15 protein-coding genes and 1 tRNA gene are annotated in these 19,681 nt (G+C 59.0%); 14 read left to right on the top strand and 2 right to left on the bottom strand.

Going from position 1 to position 19,681, the window contains the following annotated elements; translation table 11 throughout:
- On the top strand, nt 1–145 hold a 145-nt coding region (locus tag M0654_RS22270; protein ID WP_449289667.1), incomplete at its 5' end, for an EF-Tu C-terminal domain-related protein.
- An 89-nt stretch (nt 146–234) separates the two neighbouring features.
- Here M0654_RS22270 and M0654_RS22275 read toward each other — a convergent pair.
- Complete coding sequence (locus tag M0654_RS22275) at nt 235–1,533, bottom strand: capsule biosynthesis protein (protein WP_248684956.1); 1,299 nt, start codon at nt 1,531–1,533, stop codon at nt 235–237.
- 154 nt (nt 1,534–1,687) lie between these two features.
- Here M0654_RS22275 and M0654_RS22280 point away from each other — a divergent pair, with 154 nt between their 5' ends.
- From M0654_RS22280 to rpoC, 10 genes are all read left to right on the top strand, one after another.
- The gene (locus M0654_RS22280) at nt 1,688–3,079 is read left to right on the top strand and encodes a capsule biosynthesis protein (protein WP_248684957.1); all 1,392 of its coding nucleotides are present in this window, start codon (nt 1,688–1,690) and stop codon (nt 3,077–3,079) included.
- A gap of 104 nt (nt 3,080–3,183) precedes the next feature.
- A tRNA-Trp gene (locus M0654_RS22285) sits at nt 3,184–3,259 on the top strand.
- A 189-nt stretch (nt 3,260–3,448) separates the two neighbouring features.
- Complete coding sequence (gene secE / locus M0654_RS22290; protein WP_248684958.1) at nt 3,449–3,649, top strand: preprotein translocase subunit SecE; 201 nt, start codon at nt 3,449–3,451, stop codon at nt 3,647–3,649.
- Nucleotides 3,650–3,665: 16 nt separating this feature from the next.
- Nucleotides 3,666–4,196 carry a transcription termination/antitermination protein NusG gene (gene nusG / locus M0654_RS22295; RefSeq protein ID WP_248684959.1) on the top strand — a complete coding sequence of 177 codons (531 nt, stop codon included), beginning with the start codon at nt 3,666–3,668 and terminating at the stop codon, nt 4,194–4,196.
- Between the two features lie 186 nt (nt 4,197–4,382).
- Nucleotides 4,383–4,814, top strand: coding sequence for a 50S ribosomal protein L11 (gene rplK, locus M0654_RS22300; protein ID WP_118849410.1), 432 nt, complete (start codon nt 4,383–4,385; stop codon nt 4,812–4,814).
- A gap of 1 nt (nt 4,815) precedes the next feature.
- Nucleotides 4,816–5,514 (top strand): 50S ribosomal protein L1, encoded by a 699-nt coding sequence (gene rplA / locus M0654_RS22305; RefSeq protein WP_118849411.1) that lies wholly within the window; start codon nt 4,816–4,818, stop codon nt 5,512–5,514.
- Nucleotides 5,515–5,877: 363 nt separating this feature from the next.
- Nucleotides 5,878–6,396, top strand: a complete 519-nt coding sequence (rplJ, locus tag M0654_RS22310; RefSeq protein ID WP_118849412.1) for a 50S ribosomal protein L10 — start codon at nt 5,878–5,880, stop codon at nt 6,394–6,396.
- 57 nt (nt 6,397–6,453) lie between these two features.
- Nucleotides 6,454–6,831, top strand: a complete 378-nt coding sequence (gene rplL, locus M0654_RS22315; RefSeq protein ID WP_118849413.1) for a 50S ribosomal protein L7/L12 — start codon at nt 6,454–6,456, stop codon at nt 6,829–6,831.
- Nucleotides 6,832–7,084: 253 nt separating this feature from the next.
- A complete protein-coding gene (gene rpoB, locus M0654_RS22320) occupies nt 7,085–11,221 on the top strand; it encodes a DNA-directed RNA polymerase subunit beta (RefSeq protein WP_248684960.1) in 4,137 nt (1,378 codons plus the stop codon).
- Between the two features lie 180 nt (nt 11,222–11,401).
- The gene (gene rpoC / locus M0654_RS22325; protein WP_248684961.1) at nt 11,402–15,610 is read left to right on the top strand and encodes a DNA-directed RNA polymerase subunit beta'; all 4,209 of its coding nucleotides are present in this window, start codon (nt 11,402–11,404) and stop codon (nt 15,608–15,610) included.
- Between the two features lie 118 nt (nt 15,611–15,728).
- Here rpoC and M0654_RS22330 read toward each other — a convergent pair whose 3' ends face one another.
- A complete protein-coding gene (locus M0654_RS22330) occupies nt 15,729–16,022 on the bottom strand; it encodes a transcriptional regulator (RefSeq protein ID WP_248684962.1) in 294 nt (97 codons plus the stop codon).
- A 480-nt stretch (nt 16,023–16,502) separates the two neighbouring features.
- On the opposite strand from M0654_RS22330, the gene rpsL reads away from it, so the two are divergent.
- The 3 genes from rpsL (at nt 16,503) to fusA (ending at nt 19,572) form a co-directional block, all read left to right on the top strand.
- Nucleotides 16,503–16,874: a 30S ribosomal protein S12 gene (gene rpsL, locus M0654_RS22335; RefSeq protein WP_003547537.1), complete on the top strand. Its 372-nt coding sequence runs from the start codon at nt 16,503–16,505 to the stop codon at nt 16,872–16,874.
- Between the two features lie 94 nt (nt 16,875–16,968).
- Complete coding sequence (gene rpsG, locus M0654_RS22340; RefSeq protein ID WP_118849416.1) at nt 16,969–17,439, top strand: 30S ribosomal protein S7; 471 nt, start codon at nt 16,969–16,971, stop codon at nt 17,437–17,439.
- A 33-nt stretch (nt 17,440–17,472) separates the two neighbouring features.
- Complete coding sequence (gene fusA / locus M0654_RS22345) at nt 17,473–19,572, top strand: elongation factor G (protein WP_118849417.1); 2,100 nt, start codon at nt 17,473–17,475, stop codon at nt 19,570–19,572.
- Nucleotides 19,573–19,681: the final 109 nt, after the last annotated feature.

The following is a 19,681-nucleotide window of genomic DNA, read 5'->3' on the forward strand; positions in this document are numbered from 1 at the left end:
CACGGAAATGGTTATGCCTGGCGACAACGTCACCGTTGACGTCGAACTGATCGTTCCGATCGCGATGGAAGAAAAGCTGCGCTTCGCTATCCGCGAAGGCGGCCGTACCGTCGGCGCCGGCATCGTCGCTGCCATCGTTGAATAATCTTCAACGTCTGAATTGAGAAAAGGCCTCGCTGGAAACAGCGGGGCCTTTTTGTTTGTGGTGAAGCCAGTTGCAGGAAAATGCGGCGGTCAGTTCTTGAGGAAGAGCTCTCGCTCGTATCGGAACTGAGGGCTGCCGCGCGGCTTGCGGAAAGCCAGCGGAAGCCGGTCATCAGGGTCCAGCAGCCGTTCGGCAACGTTGCGTGCCCCGGTCTCGATGGCGTCACGACCAATAAAGCCGCCGCGCACCTGGGTCGTCGCCGCCAATGCCCGCAGGAACTTGTCCAGCAGTTCGGGATCGGGTTCGGTCGGAGCCTGCCAGAAGGCGCCAAGGGTCTGCTGCGAGGTCAGGCCCGGCACGTCATAAACGGCCCCGCCAAGCGCAATCACCGGACGACCGAGGATCAGGGCGGTCAGTCCCACGGTAGAGTTCACCGTCACCACGCCGACCGACTTTTCAATCAGCGTGTCCGTGTCACCGCCGTCAGCCAGGAAGACGCGATCCGCTACATTATATTGTGCTGCAGCCCTGGCGATCCGCTGCGGCCAGCGAGACAGGCCGTTGTCGATCGGATGCACCTTGAACAACAGCCTGGTATTCGACGACGCGTGACGCGCGAAGGATGCGATGGCCACGTCCACGATCTTGAACAGGTCACCGCCCGGTGAATGGTTACGGATCTGGTAGTCCCCCGGCAATTGCAGCGGAAACAGGAAGAAGCGGGAAGGGCGGTCACTATGAGAGTGAAGGCACTGGTCGATGGCGAGTTGCGCCCGCCGTTGCCGCCTGCCGCGCGTCAGCGCCTTCCAGATCCAGCCGCTGTATTCCACCACCGGATGGACCGCTCCATGGGTGCGATAGTGTGGATGGACGAGCCATCCGAGCAGAACATTCGGAACATGGTAAACAAGGTCATAAACTGCGTAGGTGAGGAAACTCGAGCCAAATAACCTGTTGTTCGCGGCAGGTGGTTGTCCCGCCGCGAGCGCCTCGATCTTCTCCGGTTCCTGGGGAAAACGCGAGTGCAGCGACATGCCGTCGGGCTCGATTGTCAGCCAGTCTGGCCGCAGATATCCGTGCTCCAGGATGTGAACCTTGATCCCGAGTGCGATACCGAGATCGGCCGCCGCCGCATGCACCGGACGCCCGTCACCCAGCATCACAAGATCCGTGACGCCATGCCTCTCGATGTAGGTTTTCAGGTACAGGGGCCAGTTCTCCCGCGTCCCGCGGTAGAAATCAGTTCTCCTTGGCCACCAAAAGAACACATCGCCTAGGCAAAGGCCAATCTTGCGGACACTTGCTCCATTCTTCTCAAGCTCGTCGGCGAGATATTTGAGAAAGGGGGAGGCGGGGCCCTGCAGCAACAGGAAGGTGCGGGCATTCATGTCACACACCTTGCGTTAATGATCAGGGGGAATGGCATTGACGGGGAAACTGCCTTGATGAAAATGTCGCCCGATGTTTATCGATAATGTCCGCAATTGAAATCGCTTTTGTACATCTACGTGCATCGCAGTCTCCAGCAGCATTGGCAACGACATGACGAATGTCCTTTTCCTGCAAGGCCCGCCTTCGATTTTCTGGCGTGAGCTCGCCGAAGGATTTGAAGCGCAGGGAATAGAGACGTCGCGGGTCAACTTCTCGTTCGGCGACCAGCTGTATTGGCGAAAGCGTGGTGCCATCAACTATCGCGGCAGCGTCAAGGCCTGGCCGCGTTTCCTGGCGGAACTGATTCGCCGCAAGGGAATCACGGACATTCTCTATTATGCGGACAGGCTTCCCTACCATCGACTGGCCGCGCGTGTTGCCCGCAAGCTCGGGGTGAAGTGTCACGCGGTGGAGTTCGGTTACCTTCGGCCGGACTGGATCACGCTGGAGCGCGACGGCATGGGGCGCTTTTCGCATTTCCCGTCCGACCCGGAGCAGATCCGCCAGATCGCCGCAAAGGTCGGCGCGCCGGATCTCGAGCCGCGCTACGGCCACACCTTCAACCAGGAAGCCACCAACGAGGTGGTCTATAACCTCGCGACCTATTTTGGCCGGGGAATGTTCCCGCTCTACCATGCCGACAAGTATTATGACGCGCTGATCGACTACCTGTCGTGGTTGCCGCGCGCCTTCCGGCCGCGGCATGACCTGCCCGAAGGCTATTTCAGCGACAAGTCGAAGAAGACCTACCTTGTCGCGCTTCAACTCCAGAGCGATTACCAGATTCGCGCCAACTCGCCGTTCCAGCACTTGTCGCAGATGCTCGAACAGGTCGTGCAGTCCTTTGCGCTGCATGCGCCGAACGACAGTCGGCTGATCGTCAAGCAGCACCCGCTCGACAATGATCTGGAAGGCTGGCGCAAGGTCGTGACGGAGCTTGCGACTCGCTACCGCATCTCGAAGCGAGTCGTTTTCATCGAGAGGGGCGATCTCGGCTATATCCTGAAGAACGTCCAGGCCGTCATTGTCTGCAATTCCACCACCGCGCTGCATAGCCTGCGGGCCGGGATCCCCACGATCGCGCTCGGCACGGCCATCTACGACATTCCCGGGCTTACCCACCAGAAGGGGCTCGACAGCTTCTGGCGCACGCCCGAGCCGATTGATCAGCGCCTGCTTGCCGATTTCATCAAGGCGATTGCCGCGACGATCCAGATCAAGGGCAATTTCTACCACAAGACCGGACGCAAGGTGGCGATCGAATCGATCATCTCCCGAGTCGTGAATGACCTGGTGAATCAGCCGGACGCCTTCGTGGAAAAGCCCCCGCGCGCCGCCTGGAAGCGCCTGCCGCTCTCGCCCGAGAGGAAGGCACACGGCGCAAGCGTCGTTGCAGGCGGGTTCGATCTCCCGGGTAAGGAAATCCTGGGTACGCGCACAGATTCCGTCCTGGGCGCAGCGCGTGCGGATGCCTCCGAGCGGCCGGGTGTAAAGCTCAGATAGTGTGGTTGCGCGAAAAAACGCTCTTGCCAAGCGGTTCGCATCCCCTTAAAGGGAGCGCCTAGCCGAGGGCGACGGATCGAATGTTTCGAGTTTCTTCGGTTTGAAGGGGTATAGCTCAGTTGGTAGAGCGGCGGTCTCCAAAACCGCAGGTCGGGGGTTCGAGCCCCTCTGCCCCTGCCATCTCGACAACAGGCATGACGGACTTCTGCAGCTTCGCGCAGGGTCGTGGTGCAGACGGCAAAAGTTCATCGAATGCTTTTTTCCCTCTTGTGTGGAGGGGAAGGGGTGTTTATGTAGGCACAAAACAGACACGCGGTGCGTGGGGCTGAGCGAGTTCAGCTTTACGTGCCGTAATTGCGTGGACAATCTATGGCATCCAAGACCAATCCAGTCACGTTTCTGCGCCAGGTGCGCTCCGAAGCGTCCAAGATCCATTGGCCTTCCCGTCGTGAGGCGCTGATTTCGACAGCGATGGTTCTGGCTATGGTTGTTTTCGCGGCGCTGTTTTTCTTCGCTGCCGATCAGTTGATGGGTTGGCTTCTGCGCCTGATCCTGAACGTCAGCGTCTGATTCTGGAGAAGTACAAATGGCGGCGCGCTGGTATATCGTCCACGCATATTCGAACTTTGAAAAGAAAGTTGCCGAGGACATCGAGAACAAGGCTCGCCAGAAGGGGCTTGAGCACCTGTTCGAAAAGATTCTGGTGCCGACCGAAAAGGTCGTTGAGGTGCGTCGCGGCCGCAAGGTGGACAGCGAGCGGAAGTTCTTCCCCGGTTATGTCCTGGTTCGCGCCAACCTGACCGACGAGGTTTACCACCTCATCAAGAACACGCCGAAGGTCACCGGCTTCCTCGGTTCCGACAACAAGCCGGTTCCGATTCCGGATTTCGAAGCTGAGCGCATCCTTGGCCAGGTCCAGGAAGGCGTCGAGCGTCCGAAGTCCTCGATCTCGTTCGAGATCGGCGAACAGGTTCGCGTTTCCGATGGTCCGTTCGCTTCGTTCAACGGCACCGTTCAGGATGTCGACGAGGAGCGTTCGCGCCTCAAGGTCGAAGTTTCGATCTTTGGCCGCGCAACCCCGGTCGAGCTGGAATACGCCCAGGTCGAAAAGGTCTAAAGGGTTTTACGAGTTGAGCCTGCCGTTCGTTCGGCAGGTCTCGTGCGGCAATGCCGCAGCCGCGTGGAAGGTGAGGGGTTGATAAGCCAGGCCCCGTTGATCCGAACCACGCAACCGCAGCCGCCGGGCTTCATGACGTCCGGCACAAAGGATCGGCAATCCGATCCGTAACGAAAGGCAGAGAGAATGGCTAAGAAAGTAGCAGGCCAGCTCAAGCTGCAGGTCAAGGCAGGATCGGCAAACCCGTCCCCGCCGATCGGACCGGCACTTGGTCAGCGCGGCATCAACATCATGGAATTCTGCAAGGCGTTCAACGCCGCCACGCAGGAAATGGAAAAGGGCATGCCGATCCCGGTCGTCATCACCTATTTCCAGGACAAGTCTTTCACCTTCGCGATGAAGCAGCCGCCGGTCAGCTACTTCCTCAAGAAGGAAGCGAAGATCCAGTCGGGCTCGAAGACCCCCGGCAAGGGCGCCAAGGCCGGCACCCTCACCAAGGCTCAGATCAAGTCGATCGCTGAAGCCAAGATGAAGGATCTGAACGCGGCTGATATCGAAGGCGCAATGGCTATGGTCGAGGGCTCTGCCCGCGCTATGGGCCTGGAAGTGGTGGCTTAACATGGCAAAGCTTGCAAAGCGTATTCAGAAGATCCGCGAAGGTATCGATCCGACCAAGCTCGTTGCCCTGTCCGAAGCCATTGCCCTGGTAAAGGAACGCGCAACCGCCAAGTTCGACGAGACCGTTGAAATCGCTATGAACCTCGGCGTCGACCCGCGTCACGCAGACCAGATGGTCCGCGGCGTGGTCAACCTGCCGAACGGCACCGGCCGCGACGTTCGCGTTGCCGTCTTCGCACGTGGCGCCAAGGCTGATGAAGCCAAGGCTGCTGGTGCAGACATCGTTGGCGCCGAAGATCTGGTTGAAATCGTTCAGGGCGGCAAGATCGACTTCGATCGTTGCATCGCGACCCCGGACATGATGCCGCTCGTCGGCCGTCTTGGTAAGGTTCTCGGCCCGCGTGGCATGATGCCGAACCCGAAGGTTGGCACGGTAACCATGGATGTTGCCGGAGCTGTCAAGGCTTCCAAGGGCGGCGCCGTTGAATTCCGCGTCGAAAAGGCTGGTATCATCCACGCCGGCATCGGCAAGGCTTCATTTGACGCCAAGGCTCTTGAAGAAAACATTAAGGCTTTTGCTGACGCCGTCGTCAAGGCAAAGCCGGCTGGCGCCAAGGGTAACTACGTCAAGCGCGTAGCGATCTCCTCGACCATGGGCCCGGGCGTCAAGATTGACCCGGCCACGGTTTCGGCCGCCTGATCAGTTTAGCGGGAGCGTTCGCGCTCCCGTTCCATGAATTCCCGGTCTTTCGAGGCCGGGGATTTCCGGAGAAATCCTCCGGAACTCCTGTCCGAGATTGCAGGTGGCTTTGAGGTCCCAGATCTTTGAGCCTTAATCACTTCGAGCCTGCATGAGACGGGTAAGACCCGAGATTTTCTAGCGCTTGCGCTCTGGATATTCGGTTCGAGCCTAGTGTGCCTTGTGCCTGGAGCCGCTGAGGTGACAGTGCGAGGGGACAGGATCCTCAAGCGTCGCTTGGGATCTTTACCAAAGGATCCCTTGAGGCAAAGGCAAACCCGGTGGGGCCTGCAGGATTGCGGTCCCGCCTACTGGAGACAGACAGTGGAAAGAGCGGAAAAACGCGAATTCGTCACGGAGCTGAACGAAGTCTTCAAGGCTTCTGGTTCGGTTGTCGTGGCCCACTATGCTGGTGTCACAGTTGCGCAGATGAACGACTTCCGTTCGAAAATGCGTGCTGCTGGCGGCACCGTCAAAGTCGCGAAGAACCGCCTGGCCAAGATCGCTCTTCAGGGCACGGAGTCGGAAGGGATGTCGGACCTGTTCAAGGGTCAGACGCTCATCGCTTACAGCGATGACCCGGTCGTAGCTCCGAAGGTTGTCTCGGACTTCGCCAAGACCAACGACAAGCTCGTTGTTCTCGGTGGCGCCATGGGATCAACCACGCTCAACGCCGAAGGTGTCAAGTCGCTTGCGACCCTGCCTTCGCTGGACGAACTGCGTGCAAAGCTGGTGGGTATGATTCAGACCCCGGCTACCCGCATCGCAGGCGTCGTTCAGGCACCGGCCGGACAACTGGCTCGTGTGTTCGCAGCATATGCCAAGAAGGACGAAGCCGCATAAGGCGGAACTTCGCTGTTTATTTTAAACCAGTTCGAACCGAACAAAAGGAACTAGAAAATGGCTGATCTCGCAAAGATCGTTGAAGACCTCTCCTCGCTTACCGTTCTGGAAGCTGCTGAGCTTTCCAAGATGCTCGAAGAAAAGTGGGGCGTTTCTGCCGCTGCTCCGGTCGCTGTTGCTGCTGCTGGCGGCGCTGCTGCTCCGGCTGCTGCTGAAGAAGAAAAGACCGAGTTCGACGTTATCCTCACGGATGCCGGCGCGAACAAGATCAACGTCATCAAGGAAGTTCGTGGCATCACCGGCCTCGGCCTCAAGGAAGCCAAGGACCTGGTCGAAGGCGCTCCGAAGCCGATCAAGGAAGGCGTTTCCAAGGCTGAAGCTGCAGACCTCAAGAAGAAGCTTGAGGATGCCGGCGCTAAGGTCGACGTCAAGTAATATCGGAATGTGGCGGGTGGGGAGATCTCTCTCCACCCTCCAATTTCCTCCGAACATATTACCCAGGATCCGTCCAGAACGGCTCCTGGGTAATGGGTTCTCAAGAGGATGGTCCTGAACCGAACCGAAAAGGCAATCCGGCCTGGCGCGTTCGGGAAGTAGGACGAGATTGGGAATACCATGATCGACGGGAGATCGACTGGCCAGCGAACCCCGTCCGTTGCAGGCCCGGATGCAATTTGAAGGAGCGACGATGGCTCAGACCCTTTCGTTTAATGGTCGTAGGCGCGTACGCAAGTTTTTTGGAAAAATCCCCGAAGTCACGGAGATGCCGAACCTGATCGAGGTTCAGAAGGCGTCTTATGACCAGTTCTTGATGGTTGACGAACCGAAGGGCGGCCGCCCTGATGAAGGTCTGAATGCCGTCTTCAAGTCCGTATTCCCGATCACCGATTTCTCCGGCGCTTCCATGCTGGAATTCGTGTCCTACGAATTCGAGCCGCCGAAGTTCGACGTCGAGGAATGCCGTCAGCGCGACCTGACCTATGCTGCGCCGCTCAAGGTGACGCTGCGCCTGATCGTGTTCGATATCGACGAGGATACCGGCGCGAAGTCCATCAAGGACATCAAGGAACAGTCCGTCTACATGGGCGACATGCCGCTCATGACCGACAACGGTACGTTCATCGTGAACGGCACCGAGCGCGTTATCGTGTCCCAGATGCACCGTTCGCCAGGTGTGTTCTTCGACCACGACAAGGGCAAGAGCCATTCGTCCGGCAAGCTGCTGTTCGCCGCTCGCGTCATTCCGTATCGTGGTTCCTGGCTCGATATCGAATTCGACGCGAAGGACATTGTGTTCGCCCGTATCGACCGTCGCCGCAAGATCCCCGTGAGTTCGCTGCTCATGGCGCTCGGCATGGACGGCGAAGAAATCCTGTCGACCTTCTACACGAAGTCGATCTACCAGCGTGACGGCGACGGCTGGCGCATCCCCTTCCAGGCCGAAACCCTGAAGGGCGCCAAGACGCTGTCCGACATGATCGACGCCGACACCGGCGAAGTCGTTGTCGAAGCCGGCAAGAAGCTGACCCCGCGTCTCCTGCGTCAGTTGACCGAAAAGGGTCTGAAGGCTCTCAAGGCCACTGATGACGAACTCTACGGCAACTACCTTGCCGAAGACATCGTCAACATGGAAACCGGTGAGATCTACCTGGAAGCAGGCGACGAGATCGACGAGAAGACCCTGCCGATCATCCTGAAGGCTGGCTTCGACGAGATCCCGGTTCTCGGCATCGACCACATCAATGTCGGGGCCTACATCCGCAACACGCTTGCCGCTGACAAGAACGAGAACCGCCAGGACGCCCTGTTCGACATCTACCGCGTCATGCGCCCGGGTGAACCGCCGACCATGGAATCGGCTGAAGCCATGTTCAACTCGCTGTTCTTCGATCCGGAGCGTTACGACCTCTCCGCCGTTGGCCGCGTGAAGATGAACATGCGCCTCGACCTGCAGGTCGAAGACACCGTTCGGGTTCTTCGCAAGGAAGACATCTTGGCCGTGGTCAAGATGCTTGTCGAACTGCGTGATGGCAAGGGCGAGATCGACGACATCGACAACCTCGGCAACCGTCGTGTTCGCTCGGTTGGTGAATTGATGGAGAACCAGTATCGCCTGGGTCTGCTGCGCATGGAGCGCGCCATCAAGGAACGCATGTCGTCCATCGAGATCGACACCGTGATGCCGCAGGACCTGATCAACGCGAAGCCGGCTGCTGCCGCCGTTCGCGAGTTCTTCGGTTCCTCGCAGCTGTCGCAGTTCATGGACCAGGTGAACCCGCTTTCGGAAATCACCCACAAGCGCCGTCTTTCGGCTCTTGGACCGGGTGGTCTGACCCGCGAGCGCGCAGGCTTCGAAGTCCGCGACGTTCATCCGACCCACTACGGCCGTATCTGCCCGATCGAAACGCCGGAAGGCCCGAACATCGGTCTGATCAACTCGCTCGCAACCTTCGCCCGCGTCAACAAGTACGGCTTCATTGAAAGCCCGTACCGCAAGATCGTCGATGGCAAGGTCACCAACGACGTGCTTTACCTCTCCGCCATGGAAGAAGCGAAGTACTACGTTGCGCAGGCAAACGCGCCGCTTGAGGCGGACGGTTCGTTCTCGGAAGAGTTCGTGGTTTGCCGCCATGCCGGCGAAGTGATGCTTGCTCCGCGCGACAACATCAACCTGATGGACGTCTCGCCGAAGCAGCTCGTTTCGGTTGCCGCGGCTCTCATCCCGTTCCTGGAAAACGACGACGCCAACCGCGCCCTCATGGGCTCCAACATGCAGCGTCAGGCCGTTCCGCTGGTTCGTGCCGAAGCGCCGTTCGTTGGTACTGGTATGGAGCCGGTCGTGGCTCGCGACTCCGGTGCTGCCATTGCTGCCCGTCGTGGCGGCGTGGTCGACCAGGTCGATGCGACCCGTATCGTTATCCGCGCAACGGAAGACCTCGATGCTTCGAAGTCTGGCGTCGATATCTATCGCCTGCAGAAGTTCCAGCGTTCGAACCAGAACACCTGCGTCAACCAGCGTCCACTGGTCGCCGTCGGTGACGTTCTGAACAAGGGCGACATCATCGCGGACGGTCCGTCGACCGACCTCGGTGACCTGGCTCTCGGCCGCAACGCGCTCGTCGCGTTCATGCCGTGGAACGGCTACAACTACGAAGACTCGATCCTGATGTCGGAACGTATCGTCGCCGACGACGTGTTCACCTCCATCCACATCGAAGAGTTCGAAGTGATGGCGCGTGACACCAAGCTTGGTCCGGAAGAAATCACGCGCGACATTCCGAACGTTTCGGAAGAAGCGCTGAAGAACCTCGACGAAGCCGGCATCGTGTACATCGGCGCCGAAGTCCAGCCGGGCGACATCCTCGTCGGCAAGATCACGCCGAAGGGCGAAAGCCCGATGACGCCGGAAGAAAAGCTTCTGCGCGCCATCTTCGGTGAAAAGGCTTCCGACGTTCGCGACACGTCCATGCGCATGCCTCCGGGCACGTTCGGTACCGTCGTCGAAGTTCGCGTCTTCAACCGTCACGGCGTCGAAAAGGACGAGCGTGCGATGGCCATCGAGCGCGAGGAAATCGAACGCCTCGCCAAGGACCGCGACGACGAGCAGGCAATCCTCGACCGTAACGTCTACGGCCGTCTGCTCGACATGCTTCGCGGCCAGGTCTCGGTTGCAGGTCCGAAGGGCTTCAAGAAGGGCGTCGAGCTGTCCAACGCCGTCGTCTCCGAATATCCCCGCTCGCAGTGGTGGATGTTCGCCGTCGAGGACGAAAAGATGCAGGGCGAGATCGAAGCTCTGCGTGGCCAGTACGACGAATCCAAGTCGCGCCTTGAACAGCGCTTCATGGACAAGGTCGAAAAGGTACAGCGCGGTGACGAAATGCCTCCGGGCGTCATGAAGATGGTCAAGGTCTTCGTCGCTGTGAAGCGCAAGATCCAGCCAGGCGACAAGATGGCCGGCCGTCACGGCAACAAGGGTGTCGTATCGCGTATCGTTCCGATCGAGGACATGCCGTTCCTCGAGGATGGCACGCATGTCGACATCTGCTTGAACCCGCTCGGCGTTCCGTCGCGCATGAACGTTGGTCAGATTCTTGAAACCCATCTCGCATGGGCATGCGCAGGCATGGGCAAGAAGATCGGTGAACTGCTCGAGGAATACCGCAAGACGCAGGACATCACCGACCTGAAGCGCGAGCTGACGGAAGTGTATGCCAGCCAGGCCCGCGACGAGGTTTCGACCTTCGACGACGAGTCCCTGGTTCGTCTTGCCGAGCAGTCCAAGCGCGGCGTGTCGATTGCGACGCCGGTCTTCGACGGTGCACATGAGCCGGACGTTGCTGCCATGCTGAAAAAGGCGGGTCTGCATGAGTCGGGTCAGTCGGTCCTCTACGACGGACGGACTGGCGAAGCCTTCGACCGCAAGGTCACGGTTGGCTACATGTACATGATCAAGCTGAACCATCTCGTGGACGACAAGATCCACGCGCGTTCGATCGGTCCGTACTCGCTTGTTACCCAGCAGCCGCTGGGCGGTAAGGCGCAGTTCGGTGGCCAACGCTTCGGCGAAATGGAGGTCTGGGCTCTGGAAGCCTATGGTGCCGCCTACACGCTGCAGGAAATGCTGACCGTGAAGTCGGACGACGTGGCTGGTCGTACAAAGGTCTACGAAGCGATCGTCCGTGGCGACGACACCTTCGAAGCGGGCATTCCGGAGAGCTTCAACGTTCTCGTCAAGGAAATGCGCTCGCTCGGCCTGTCGGTGGAGCTCGAGAACTCGAAGCTCGAAGCGGCGGAAGCCGGCCAGCTGCCAGACGCAGCGGAATAATTTGGAAGGCGCGCGCCGCATCAGGCGCGCGCCGGTCCCGCCGCCGGTTCCCGCCGGCAGTGACGGGAAACTTTCGCCGCATTTCGCGGCTATGACCGTTTTAGTGCTTCGGCGCGTCCATCCCGGGAATTTGGACACGACCGTCGCAAGCGAGGGCTTCCGCCCCTAAAGGAGATAGGCATGAACCAAGAGGTCATGAATCTTTTCAACCCCCAAGTGCCTGCGCAGCACTTCGACTCGATCCGGATTTCGATCGCGTCGCCCGAGAAGATTCTCTCCTGGTCCTACGGCGAAATCAAAAAGCCGGAGACCATCAACTACCGCACGTTCAAGCCAGAACGCGACGGCCTCTTCTGCGCGCGCATTTTCGGGCCGATCAAGGACTACGAGTGCCTGTGCGGCAAGTACAAGCGCATGAAGTACAAGGGCATCATCTGCGAAAAGTGCGGCGTCGAAGTTACGCTGTCGCGCGTTCGCCGTGAGCGCATGGGTCACATCGAGCTTGCAGCTCCTGTGGCGCACATCTGGTTCCTGAAGTCGCTTCCGTCGCGCATCTCGACCCTTCTCGACATGACGCTGAAGGATGTCGAGCGCGTTCTGTATTTCGAGAACTACATCGTCACCGAACCTGGCTTGACCTCGCTGAAGGAAAACCAGCTTCTTTCCGAAGAAGAATACATGATCGCCGTCGACGAGTTCGGCGAAGATCAGTTCACGGCGATGATCGGTGCTGAAGCCATCTACGAGATGCTGGCATCGATGAATCTCGAAAAGATTGCAGGCGACCTGCGCTCCGAGCTTGCCGACACCACGTCGGATCTCAAGCAGAAGAAGCTGATGAAGCGCCTGAAGATCGTCGAAAACTTCATCGAGTCCGGCAACCGCCCGGAATGGATGATCATGAAGGTCGTGCCCGTGATCCCGCCGGACCTGCGTCCGCTGGTTCCGCTCGACGGCGGCCGCTTTGCGACCTCCGACCTGAACGACCTTTATCGCCGCGTCATCAACCGTAACAACCGTCTGAAGCGCCTGATCGAACTGCGCGCTCCGGGCATCATCATCCGCAACGAGAAGCGCATGCTGCAGGAATCTGTAGACGCGCTGTTCGACAACGGCCGTCGTGGCCGCGTCATCACCGGCGCCAACAAGCGTCCGCTGAAGTCGCTGTCCGACATGCTGAAGGGCAAGCAGGGCCGCTTCCGCCAGAACCTTCTCGGCAAGCGCGTCGACTATTCCGGCCGTTCGGTTATCGTGACCGGTCCGGAACTGAAGCTGCACCAGTGCGGTCTTCCGAAGAAGATGGCGCTCGAGCTCTTCAAGCCGTTCATCTACGCCCGTCTCGACGCAAAGGGTTATTCCTCGACCGTCAAGCAGGCTAAGAAGCTGGTTGAAAAGGAAAAGCCGGAAGTCTGGGATATCCTCGACGAGGTCATCCGCGAGCATCCGGTTCTCTTGAACCGCGCACCGACGCTGCACCGCCTGGGCATCCAGGCCTTCGAACCGATCCTGGTTGAAGGCAAGGCCATCCAGCTGCATCCGCTCGTCTGCACGGCCTTCAACGCCGACTTCGACGGTGACCAGATGGCCGTTCACGTGCCGCTGTCGCTCGAAGCACAGCTTGAAGCACGCGTGCTGATGATGTCGACGAACAACATCCTGCATCCGGCGAACGGGGCACCGATCATCGTTCCGTCGCAGGACATGGTTCTCGGCCTCTACTACCTGTCGATCATGAACCAGAACGAGCCGGGCGAGGGCATGGCCTTCTCCGACATGGGCGAACTGCACCACGCTCTGGAAAACAAGGTCGTCACGCTGCACGCCAAGATCAAGGGTCGCTTCAAGACCGTTGACGCCGAAGGCAAGCCTGTTTCGAAGATCTATGAGACCACGCCGGGCCGGATGATCATCGGCGAGCTTCTGCCGAAGAACGTCAACGTGCCGTTCGACATCTGCAACCAGGAAATGACCAAGAAGAACATCTCCAAGATGATCGACACGGTCTACCGTCACTGCGGACAGAAGGACACGGTGATCTTCTGCGACCGGATCATGCAGCTTGGCTTCACGCACGCCTGCAAGGCCGGTATCTCCTTCGGCAAGGATGACATGATCATCCCCGACAGCAAGCACAAGATCGTCGGCGACACCGAAGCCCTGGTGAAGGAATACGAGCAGCAGTACAACGACGGCCTGATCACTCAGGGCGAGAAGTACAACAAGGTCGTTGACGCCTGGGGTAAGGCTACCGAAAAGGTTGCCGAGGACATGATGGCCCGCATTAAGGCCGTTGAGTTCGATCCGGAAACCGGTCGTCAGAAGCAGATGAACGCCATCTACATGATGTCCCACTCGGGTGCTCGTGGTTCACCGAACCAGATGCGCCAGCTGGGCGGCATGCGCGGCCTGATGGCGAAGCCGTCGGGTGAAATCATCGAGACGCCGATCATCTCGAACTTCAAGGAAGGCCTGACCGTTAACGAGTACTTCAACTCGACGCACGGTGCCCGTAAGGGTCTGGCAGACACCGCCTTGAAGACCGCGAACTCCGGTTACCTGACCCGTCGTCTCGTCGACGTCGCTCAGGACTGCATCGTCAACATGGTCGATTGCGGCACTGAAAAGGGCCTGACCATGACGGCGATCGTTGACGCCGGTCAGGTGGTCGCATCGCTTGGCGCACGTATCCTGGGTCGTACGGCTCTCGACAACATCGATCATCCGGTCACGGGTGAACGTATCGTCGACGCCGGCAAGATGATCCTGGAGCCGGACGTCATCGAGATCGAGAAGGCTGGCATCCAGTCGATCCGCATCCGCTCCGCTCTGACCTGCGAAGTTCAGACGGGTGTTTGCTCGGTTTGCTACGGTCGCGACCTTGCACGCGGTACGCCGGTCAACATGGGTGAAGCCGTTGGTGTTATCGCGGCACAGTCCATCGGTGAACCGGGTACCCAGCTGACCATGCGTACGTTCCACCTTGGTGGTACGGCAAACGTCGTCGACTCCTCGTTCCTGGAAGCCTCCTATGAAGGCACGATCCAGATCAAGAACCGCAACATGCTGCGCAACTCTGAGGGCGTTCTCGTCGCGATGGGTCGTAACATGGCAGTCACGATTCTCGATGAGCGTGGTGTCGAGCGGTCGTCCCAGCGCGTGGCCTACGGCTCCAAGCTGCACGTCGATGATGGCGACAAGGTACGTCGCGGTCAGCGTCTGGCAGAGTGGGACCCGTATACCCGCCCGATGATGACGGAAGTCGCCGGTACGGTTCAGTTCGAAGATGTCGTCGACGGCATCTCCGTTTCGGAATCGACCGACGAGTCGACCGGTATCACCAAGCGCCAGGTCATTGACTGGCGTTCGACCCCGCGCGGTGCGGATCTCAAGCCGGCGATCGTCATCAAGGACGCTTCCGGTGCGATCGCCAAGCTGTCGCGTGGTGGCGAAGCTCGCTTCCAGCTCTCGGTGGATGCGATCTTGTCGGTCGAGCCGGGTCAGAAGGTTTCCCAGGGCGACGTGCTTGCGCGTATCCCGATGGAAAGCGCCAAGACCAAGGACATCACCGGTGGTCTGCCGCGCGTCGCAGAACTGTTCGAAGCTCGTCGTCCGAAGGACCACGCCATCATCGCTGAGATCGATGGTACGATCCGCCTCGGCCGCGACTACAAGAACAAGCGTCGCGTCATGATCGAGCCGGCGGAAGACGGTGTCGAGCCGGTCGAATACCTGATCCCGAAGGGCAAGCCCTTCCATCTTCAGGATGGTGACTACATCGAAAAGGGCGACTACATCCTCGACGGCAATCCTGCGCCGCACGACATCCTGGCGATCAAGGGCGTGGAAGCACTCGCTTCCTACCTCGTGAACGAAATCCAGGAAGTCTACCGTCTGCAGGGCGTTGTCATCAACGACAAGCACATCGAAGTGATTGTTCGTCAGATGCTGCAGAAGGTCGAGATCACCGATGCTGGCGACAGCCAGTATATCGTCGGTGACAATGTCGACCGGATCGAGTTGGAAGACACCAACGACCAGCTCATCGAGGAAGGCAAGAAGCCTGCATACGGCGAGCCGGTTCTGCTTGGTATCACCAAGGCTTCGCTGCAGACGCCGTCCTTCATCTCGGCTGCATCCTTCCAGGAGACCACCAAGGTTCTCACGGAAGCTGCGATCGCCGGCAAGATGGACACGCTGCAGGGTCTGAAGGAAAACGTCATCGTCGGCCGTCTCATCCCGGCCGGTACGGGCGGAACCATGACGCAGATCCGCCGTATCGCCACTTCGCGCGACGACCTCATCCTCGAGGAGCGCAAGAAGGGTTCGGGCGTAGGCTCGGCCACCCCGATGCTGCAGGACATGAACTCGGAAAATACGCCTGCCGAATAAGCAGGCGAGGGGGCCCGGAAACGGGCTCCTTTCCGACAGCAAACAAAAAACGCCCGGAGCGATCCGGGCGTTTTGCATTTCAGACGTCAGATGATGAAGAGTTGGGAACCCGTCCGTCCTAGTCGAAACGGATGATCGCCACTTCGCCTTCAAGCGTGCCCTGGTAGGCGGAAGCATGTGGCTCTTCGGTCGGGATGTCGGTGAGTACGCCGATCTGGTCGAGGTCGGCTTCAAGGAAACCTTCTTCGGAAAGCGCATTCAAGGCTTCACGAACGGCCGAGTCGTCGTCCGGCGCCTGCAGCATGATGTGCAGTTCGATGCCCTGTCCGCCCTTCTGTTCGTAGCCCTTGCCGATAATGATGAACACCATCGGTCCTTCGGCAATGTTGTCGTTGTCGGGATTGTCGATCATGTCCATCTCCGTTTAAACCTTCTGGAGCGTTGAAAGGGGAAGTCAGTTGGTATGTTCCAACCCATAGTGACATCTGGAACTGATTCCCAAGCGTTAAAGCCGAAGAACAGAAGAATTAACGAAAACCTGTCATCTTCTCGCTCAGCGGGCTCCGGAAAGCCCGCGAAAGCTATTATTTTGGGCCCAGCCCTTGACGGACAGGGGCTAAAACAGTAAACGCCCACCCATCGGAAGCGATGTGAGGCTTGTCCGTCCGGGATGACTCGTTCCGGAGTTCGTCTCAAACACGGTTCCATACGCACGTTGAAGACATGAATGCTGCACGCACGACGCATGTATAATGTGTCCTCTGCCTTCTGTGGTCCATTCCAAATTTGGATTGGGCCACGTTTTGCGCATGAGGAAATGTGTGTGTCGCCCGCCGGAAACGGCATCAGATTGGCCCGAAAGGGTGCTGAGAAACACGTAAGGGATGGTTGAATGCCTACCGTAAACCAGCTGATCCGCAAGCCTCGCCAGGCGAACGTAAAGCGCAACAAGGTTCCTGCCCTGCAGGAGAACCCGCAGAAGCGTGGTGTTTGCACCCGCGTCTACACCACGACCCCGAAGAAGCCGAACTCGGCTCTGCGTAAGGTTGCCAAGATCCGCCTGACCAATGGCTTCGAAGTCATCGGCTACATTCCGGGCGAAGGCCACAACCTGCAGGAACACTCTGTCGTCATGATCCGTGGTGGCCGCGTAAAGGACTTGCCGGGTGTGCGTTACCACATCATCCGCGGCGTTCTCGACACCCAGGGTGTTAAGAACCGCAAACAGCGCCGCTCCAAGTACGGTGCAAAGCGTCCGAAGTAATTCGGGCTCCAGGTCATCCTGGACATGAAATCCCGGCGCTGCGCGAGGTCCTCCGCGTGGTAGAGCGCTCAATTGTTTAGAGACGAGAAGATATATGTCCCGACGCCATAGTGCAGAAAAGCGTGAGATCAACCCGGACCCGAAGTTCGGCGATCTGGTCGTCACCAAATTCATGAATGCCATCATGCTTCACGGCAAGAAGTCCGTAGCTGAAAGCATTGTTTACGGTGCTTTCGACGCCGTGCAGGGCAAGGCCAAGGCCGACCCGCTTGCGATCTTCCATTCTGCGCTCGACAACGTCGCGCCGCATGTTGAGGTTCGTTCGCGTCGTGTTGGCGGCGCGACCTATCAGGTTCCGGTAGACGTGCGTCCGGAACGTCGCCAGGCTCTGGCAATCCGCTGGGTGATTGCCGCTGCCCGCAAGCGCAACGAAACCACCATGATCGATCGTCTTTCGGGTGAGCTCATGGATGCTGCGAACAACCGCGGCGCCGCTGTCAAGAAGCGTGAAGACACGCACAAGATGGCCGACGCCAACCGCGCATTCTCGCACTATCGTTGGTAATCTTCACCCGATCGAATTTCGAAAGGCAGTCCTATGGCTCGCGAATATAAAATCGAAGACTACCGCAATTTCGGTATCATGGCGCATATCGACGCCGGCAAGACGACGACCACCGAGCGTATTCTTTATTACACCGGCAAGTCGCACAAGATCGGCGAAGTTCACGACGGCGCAGCCACGATGGACTGGATGGAGCAGGAGCAGGAGCGTGGCATCACGATCACCTCTGCTGCCACCACGACCTTCTGGAAAGGCCGCGACGGCAAGATGCGCCGTTTCAACATCATCGACACCCCCGGCCACGTTGACTTCACCATCGAAGTCGAACGTTCGCTGCGCGTGCTCGACGGTGCCATCGCTCTTCTCGACGCCAACGCAGGCGTAGAGCCGCAGACGGAAACCGTCTGGCGTCAGGCTGAGAAGTATCATGTTCCGCGCATGATCTTCTGCAACAAGATGGACAAGACCGGTGCTGACTTCTACCGCTCGGTAGAGATGATCAAGACCCGTCTCGGCGCCACCGCTGTTGTCATGCAGCTGCCGATCGGCGCTGAAAGCGACTTCAAGGGCGTGATCGACCTGATCGAGATGAACGCTCTCGTCTGGCGCGATGAGTCGCTTGGCGCTGCCTGGGATGTCGTCGAAATCCCGGCCGACATGAAGGACAAGGCTGAAGAATATCGCGAAAAGCTGATCGAGACCGTTGTCGAGATCGACGAAGAAGCGATGGAAGCCTACCTGAACGGCGACATGCCGTCGAACGACAAGATCCGCGAACTCGTTCGTCGCGGTACGATCGACGTCAAGTTCCACCCGATGTTCTGCGGCACTGCCTTCAAGAACAAGGGCGTTCAGCCGCTCCTCGACGCCGTTGTCGACTACCTGCCGTCGCCGCTCGACATTCCGGCGATCAAGGGCATCGACACCAAGACGGAAGCCGAAATCGAGCGTCACGCTGACGACGAAGAGCCGCTTGCAATGCTTGCGTTCAAGATCATGAACGACCCCTTCGTTGGTTCGCTCACCTTCGCACGCATCTACTCCGGCAAGCTCGAGAAGGGCTCGTCTGTCATGAACACGGTCAAGGACAAGCGCGAGCGTGTCGGCCGTATGCTGCAGATGCACTCCAACTCGCGTGAAGACATCGAAGAAGCCTTCGCAGGCGACATCGTTGCGCTGGCAGGCCTTAAGGAAACCACCACTGGCGATACGCTCTGCGATCCGCTGAAGCCGGTTATCCTCGAGCGCATGGAATTCCCCGAGCCGGTCATCCAGATCGCGATCGAGCCGAAGTCCAAGGGCGACCAGGAAAAGATGGGCCTCGCGCTCAACCGCCTGGCTGCTGAAGACCCGTCGTTCCGCGTCAAGACCGACCAGGAATCTGGCCAGACCATCATTGCCGGCATGGGCGAACTTCACCTCGACATCATCGTCGACCGCATGCGTCGCGAGTTCAAGGTTGAAGCGAACGTCGGTGCTCCGCAGGTTGCTTACCGCGAAACCATCACCCGCAAGACGGAAGAAGATTACACGCACAAGAAGCAGACCGGTGGTACCGGCCAGTTCGCGCGCGTCAAGCTGATCTTCGAACCGAACCCGGATGGCGAAGATTTCGTATTCGAATCCAAGATCGTCGGTGGTGCTGTTCCGAAGGAATACATCCCGGGCGTTCAGAAGGGTATCGAAAGCGTCCTGTCTTCCGGTCCGCTGGCAGGCTTCCCGATGCTGGGCGTCAAGGCGACCCTCATCGACGGCGCCTTCCACGACGTCGACTCGTCAGTTCTCGCGTTCGAAATCGCCTCCCGCGCTTGCTTCCGTGAAGCAGCAAAGAAGGCTGGTGCTCAGCTCCTCGAGCCGATGATGAAGGTCGAAGTCGTGACGCCGGAAGATTACGTCGGTGACGTGATCGGCGACCTGAACTCTCGCCGTGGTCAGATCCAGGGCCAGGAAAGCCGCGGTATCGCCGTGGTGATCAACGCCCACGTGCCGCTGGCCAACATGTTCAAGTACGTCGACAACCTGCGCTCCATGTCGCAGGGCCGCGCACAGTACTCGATGGTCTTCGATCACTACGCGCCGGTTCCGTCGAACGTCGCAACTGAAATCCAGGCCAAGTACTCCGGTCAGAAGTGACCGGAGTAATCCGCCCCATAAACTGAGAGATAACCCCTGACGGGGATAAAAACGGAGAGCCGGTAATGGCAAAGAGCAAGTTTGAGCGCAATAAGCCGCACGTCAACAT

The organism is Neorhizobium turbinariae (assembly GCF_023223505.1).
In the GTDB taxonomy this organism is placed as follows: domain Bacteria; phylum Pseudomonadota; class Alphaproteobacteria; order Rhizobiales; family Rhizobiaceae; genus Neorhizobium; species Neorhizobium turbinariae.